This window comes from Peptoclostridium litorale DSM 5388 (assembly GCF_900141635.1).
Taxonomy (GTDB): domain Bacteria; phylum Bacillota; class Clostridia; order Peptostreptococcales; family Peptostreptococcaceae; genus Peptoclostridium; species Peptoclostridium litorale.
Genome location: NZ_FSRH01000029.1, coordinates 1 through 4,885 on the forward strand (window position 1 = coordinate 1; position 4,885 = coordinate 4,885).

Sequence of the window (4,885 nt, forward strand, 5' to 3'; positions counted from 1 at the left end):
GCGGCAGCTTTTATTTCTTCAACAGTTATGTTTGCTGGGATTTCGATTTGATCAAAACTGTAGTTTTCAAAGGTTTTTATCAAGTCAAAATTTGCTTGTTTTAAATATCTTTGTTTTCTGTTTATTTCTCTGTGTTCAACTTCCATTTCAAGTATTTTAGCAAGAAATTCTTCATTGCTCTGTGCTTTTATTTCTGGAATGTTTTTCAAAATATTTGTGCTTAGTTTTAACTGTTTGCAACAGTTTTCTATTTTTTCCAAGTACATTGCTAACGCACCTTCCTTTCAAAAAAACTGTCATATATATTTATGTCAGTTTTATATCCTTTTAACCGAGGAATGTGATTTGCAATATTTATGTCATTTATTTCTTTAGCCTGAGGATTTTTAATTCTGTAATATGTTGTCATTACGCTATCGATGTCAAATACTCCGTTATCAATCGTTTCTTTAAGTGCATTTGTTGCTATTGTTATAAACAGTGGTAAACTACAGATAATCCGATTGAAAATGACCGATAAAAAACGGTATACTCACTTTAAGAATGAGTCTGAAGGAGTGAGGTCCCGTGATAAAAATGGAGGAAATTTTCATGATAAGAGATATGAAAAACCAAGGCTTGTATATTAAAGATATTGCTCAGATAATGGGCAAAAGCTCTAAAACCATAAGCACATGGCTCAAGCAAAACAAGGCTCCTGAGTACAAGAGAACCAAAAAGAAAGAATCTAAGTTAGAACTTTACAAAAGCTATATCATGCAAAGGATGAATGAAGGATGTTTTAACGCTGTTGTCATATACGAAGAAATACAGAGTCAAGGATACACGGGTAAAATGACCATATTAAGAGATTTCATGAAACCTTTGAGAAAAAATAGAATAGCAAAAGCAAGCTCACGCTTTGAAACCGCTCCGGGAAAACAGGCTCAGGTTGACTGGGGAGAATTTAAATTTGAGTATGAAGGAAAAGAGAAAAAAATTCACGCTTTTGTAATGGTTCTTGGTTATTCGAGAAAAATCTATGTTGAGTTCACAGAAGATGAGAAAATCAGCACGCTCATAGGCTGCCATGAAAGAGCATTTGAATATTTCAAAGGTGTATGTGAGACTATTCTCTATGACAACATGAAGACTGTTGTCAGCCATAGCAATAAAGATGGCGAAGCCAAATGGAACAAAACTTTCCTAGCTTTCGCTAATCACCACGGCTTTACGCCGGTTAGATGCAGGCCATATTCGCCAAGAACAAAGGGAAAGGTTGAAAACGGGGTCAAGTATGTACGAAATAACTTCTGGCCTAGAGTAAGAGAATTCTCAGGTATCAGTAATCTAAATGAAAGGGCTCTTAGCTGGGCGGACTTGACAGCAAACAAGAGAATTCATGGAACATTGCACGAAGTGCCCGACAAGAGATTTGAACTCGAAAATCTGAAGCCTTTCAATAAGATTTCTTTCGAAAGCAGCTATGTTGAGGAAAGAAAAGTATCAAATGATTCGTTTGTATCTTATAAGACTGTAAGATACTCAGTTCCACATAAATATATTGGAAGTTATGTAAGTGCGAAAGACCTGAAAAATGGGAGAATCGAAATTTATTCAAGTGATAATAAGTTGATCGCAAGGCATGAAAAGTCATTTGACAAGTATGGACTGGTAGAAAATAAAAAGCACTTTGAAGGTATTATGCTGGGAAATCATAAGAAAGGTGCCCCCACAGCTCCTAAATTGATTCCAAAGCAAATCCCCAAAGTGCACGAAAGACCACTTAGTATTTATGACGAACTTCTTGATGAAGGGGTGATGGGCAAATGCTAAACGAAAGACTATTAGCTGCATTTGAAGAATTGAAATTCATGTCTATTCCTCAAATATACGATCACCACGCAGAAGAAGCATCTGAAAATAGTATATCGTATCTTGAATTTTTAGACAAGCTCCTGTGGGCTGAAATTGAGGCAAAAAGGCAACGTGCTATAAAGACAAACATAAAACTTGCAAAGCTGCCATATTTAAAAACGATTGATGAATTTGACTTTGAATTCCAACCAAGCGCGGATGAGCGCAGGATAAAAGAACTTTTGACTCTGCAGTTTGTAAAACGCAGCGAAAACATAATATTGCTAGGCCCTCCGGGCGTTGGAAAAACGCATTTAGCAGTTGGACTAGCGCTTGCGGCTATTAAAAATCGTCACACAGCATATTTTGTCAGTGCTCATGAGCTAATAAAAATGATCAGCGAAAACATTCAATCTGGGAAAATACACAGGAAGATCAAAACGCTTCAAAAACCGGATATCCTTGTAATAGATGAATTGGGATACAATGAGATGCATGGTGAGATAGCCCATTACTTCTTTCAGATCGTCTCGGAGCGCTATGAAAAGGGTTCTTTGATAATAACATCCAACAAGTCATATGGCTATTGGGGAGACATATTCGGAGACAATGTAGTTGCGACAGCAATTTTAGACAGATTGCTTCATCACTCAATAACTATAAATATCAAAGGTGAAAGCTATAGAATCAAAGAAAAGAAGAAAGCTGGATTTTTCAACTCAAGTAGAATGAGTAAAGAAGAATAACAGTATGTGACATTTATGCCGCGAAAGCCTGTTTATAATGAGAATCAGACCTGTTAGGCTAAAAGATGCATCAACAGAATACTTGGATGTCTCTGATGCTGAAAACAGGTCTGTAGAGTCTCGTTGTAAACAGGATCGTGGAATAAAATCGACTGAGTTTACGCATAGTTTTCGGTTGAAAACGGTAATTTTTGAACGGAGATTTTCGGAAAAATAGAAACGCTATTGACACTATCGCAATACTTTCACTATTTCCTTCTTCAATCATTTTATCGAGAGCTTTAATTGCACCTTTTTTCCCATCCGTATCCTGTTTTTCAATGTAATTTTTCCAAATGTCAGGTAGAATATTGTAAAAATCCGTGTATTTTATTGCATTTGGCCTTTTGGCAAGCGTTTTTAAGTAAGGATGCCACCTCATAGATTCTTTATTTTTACCATATATTCTTTTATGAATTATTATCTCTTTGAACTCCTTATTCATTACAATTACTTTGTTTGCAGTTACTCTTAATATGAGTTGCTCATCAGAATATGCAGGAGAAGTTGAGTAGATATTTGTTTCAAACTCAACTTTACCGTACTTATTAGCTTTTACATTTATAATTCGACCAACATCAAATGTTTTATTTGGAATAGCTTGTTGAATAATTAAGTGTTTGTAAACAAATATTTTGTAAAACATATTTTTACTATTTATTCCAAGGAAAATTATTGCATGCAACCCCTTGATCTTTATCCAATAATTTTTCAATTAGGTATAACAAAAGAGTCCAAATCACATGGGACTTGTACTTGTTAAAACCATATAGTCTAGGATTTTCCAACCCATAGCGCATTTTTAAGATTGAAAATAAACGTTCTACTGAGATTCTGTGCTTATAAATTTTTTCTCCTATTGGGGACTCTAAATAAAGTGAATTTCTGATTCTGTACTCATTTTTAATGTTTTCTACAGATTTAGCTCTACGAAGATTTATGTCAGTCAATAAATGAATAGACATTTGCTCACATAATTCAAACAGCTTCACACTATCGTATGCTGCATCACCTAGTAATGCAAAAATATCGTGGTCATCGAGTTGCTTTATTAACTGTTCACAATTATTATCATAGACATTAGCAGTTGTAATATCAAAGGCTAACGGGATTAAATCGCAAGAGCTGACCAAGTGCAATTTATAACCTGTATACCATCCTAGTCGAGTGCCTTTTCCCGATTTAGCTTCCGAGTCGAATCTTGAGCTACGCAAAGCAGTTGAATCTATGGAGGTAATTCTTACATCTGGTTTTAACATAAACACAAAAGCCTTGTAAACTTGGAAAAACGCTGTATTTTCAATCTTCTTCAATCTGATGCATAATGTTGAGTGGTCAGGAATATCTGTAAGACCTATTATTCTTGCAGCAAAGGCATCGTTTTTTAATGCCCATTCAAGTTCTCTGAGACAATATATTTTGTTCATAACCTTTATACAAGAAGCATTGAAAAATGTGCAGATCTGAATATTTCTTAGGTCTACCAACCTTGGAAATTTTTCGATTATCAAAAACTTGCTCATACACTGCTTGTAATTTTTTACAAGCAGCATAAAAGGGGTTATCTTTTTTCATGTTAAGTGTTACAATCATTATTGGTCGTCCTTTCTTTTGATTGTTTTGTTCGCGCTTAACATAATACTAGAAATGGACGACTTTTTCATTGGTAATTTTAGTTATTCAACAACCTATTGGAAGATTAATCATCTGTTTTTTATCTTTTTCAAATAGATCAGATATTTTTACATCTTTGATATAATGTTTCCGATCCATGTCAGAATCGCTTTTTAAAAGTAATTCTTTATTATAATCTTCAAGGCTTGTAAACCTTGGAATAGGAACAAACATGTTTCTTCTCACATAGCCTATCTTATTTTCTACATGACCTTTTTCATGACCGCTATTAGGGTTGCAAAAGGTTGCCTCAAACCCATAGTGAAGAGAAAACTGTTCAAACTGTTTTACAAGGCTTCGAGTTTTATTTTTACCAAGAACTACTGCTGCTGAAAGATTGTCAAACCATATCTTATACGGAACTTTTCCCATATACTCAAATATTGTTTTTAGACCCTCTAAAAGACATTCTTGATTTTCACCCTTGAAAACCTGTGTATATGCAGCATTGCTATAAGGAAAGGATAAGCTTAAATAGTGTCCATTTATAGCTGTATCATTTTCATAAAACATAGCTTTGCCAAAATCAACTTGGGCTTCGCCCGATGGGTGTGAAAGTGGTATATAGCCTCTACTTTCTTTGTACAATT

At 34.7% G+C, this 4,885-nt stretch carries 5 protein-coding genes and 1 pseudogene; 2 read left to right on the forward strand and 4 right to left on the reverse strand.

Annotated features, from left to right (window positions below; all coding sequences use genetic code 11):
- Positions 1 to 260, reverse strand: a pseudogene (locus BUQ87_RS14725) (ATP-binding protein); the annotation flags it as partial.
- A gap of 331 nt (positions 261 to 591) precedes the next feature.
- Between BUQ87_RS14725 and istA (BUQ87_RS14730) the strand changes: the two are divergent.
- Together istA (BUQ87_RS14730) and istB are read left to right on the forward strand one after the other, a co-directional pair.
- A complete protein-coding gene (istA, locus tag BUQ87_RS14730; protein ID WP_242943860.1) occupies positions 592 to 1,815 on the forward strand; it encodes an IS21 family transposase in 1,224 nt (407 codons plus the stop codon).
- Positions 1,809 to 2,582, forward strand: coding sequence for an IS21-like element helper ATPase IstB (gene istB / locus BUQ87_RS14735; protein WP_038264179.1), 774 nt, complete (start codon positions 1,809 to 1,811; stop codon positions 2,580 to 2,582). The genes istA (BUQ87_RS14730) and istB overlap by 7 nt, the downstream gene beginning before the upstream one ends.
- Before the next feature lie 70 nt (positions 2,583 to 2,652).
- Here the strand turns inward: istB and BUQ87_RS14740 are convergent, their stop codons facing one another.
- The 3 genes from BUQ87_RS14740 to istA (BUQ87_RS14750) all read right to left on the reverse strand — a co-directional run.
- Positions 2,653 to 3,267 carry a Mu transposase domain-containing protein gene (locus BUQ87_RS14740; protein WP_159434360.1) on the reverse strand — a complete coding sequence of 205 codons (615 nt, stop codon included), beginning with the start codon at positions 3,265 to 3,267 and terminating at the stop codon, positions 2,653 to 2,655.
- Positions 3,268 to 3,274: 7 nt separating this feature from the next.
- Positions 3,275 to 4,048, reverse strand: a complete 774-nt coding sequence (locus BUQ87_RS14745) for a transposase (RefSeq protein ID WP_242943861.1) — start codon at positions 4,046 to 4,048, stop codon at positions 3,275 to 3,277.
- Between the two features lie 253 nt (positions 4,049 to 4,301).
- On the reverse strand, positions 4,302 to 4,885 hold a 584-nt coding region (gene istA / locus BUQ87_RS14750; protein ID WP_159434361.1), incomplete at its 5' end, for an IS21 family transposase.

Bases quoted from the DNA above. Each gene is read 5' to 3' on its own strand.
- istA (WP_242943860.1), top strand. From the start codon at position 592: ATGATAAGAGATATGAAAAACCAAGGCTTGTATATTAAAGATATTGCT.
- istB (WP_038264179.1), top strand. From the start codon at position 1,809: ATGCTAAACGAAAGACTATTAGCTGCATTTGAAGAATTGAAATTCATG.
- BUQ87_RS14740 (WP_159434360.1), bottom strand. From the start codon at position 3,267: ATGTTTTACAAAATATTTGTTTACAAACACTTAATTATTCAACAAGCT.
- BUQ87_RS14745 (WP_242943861.1), bottom strand. From the start codon at position 4,048: ATGAACAAAATATATTGTCTCAGAGAACTTGAATGGGCATTAAAAAAC.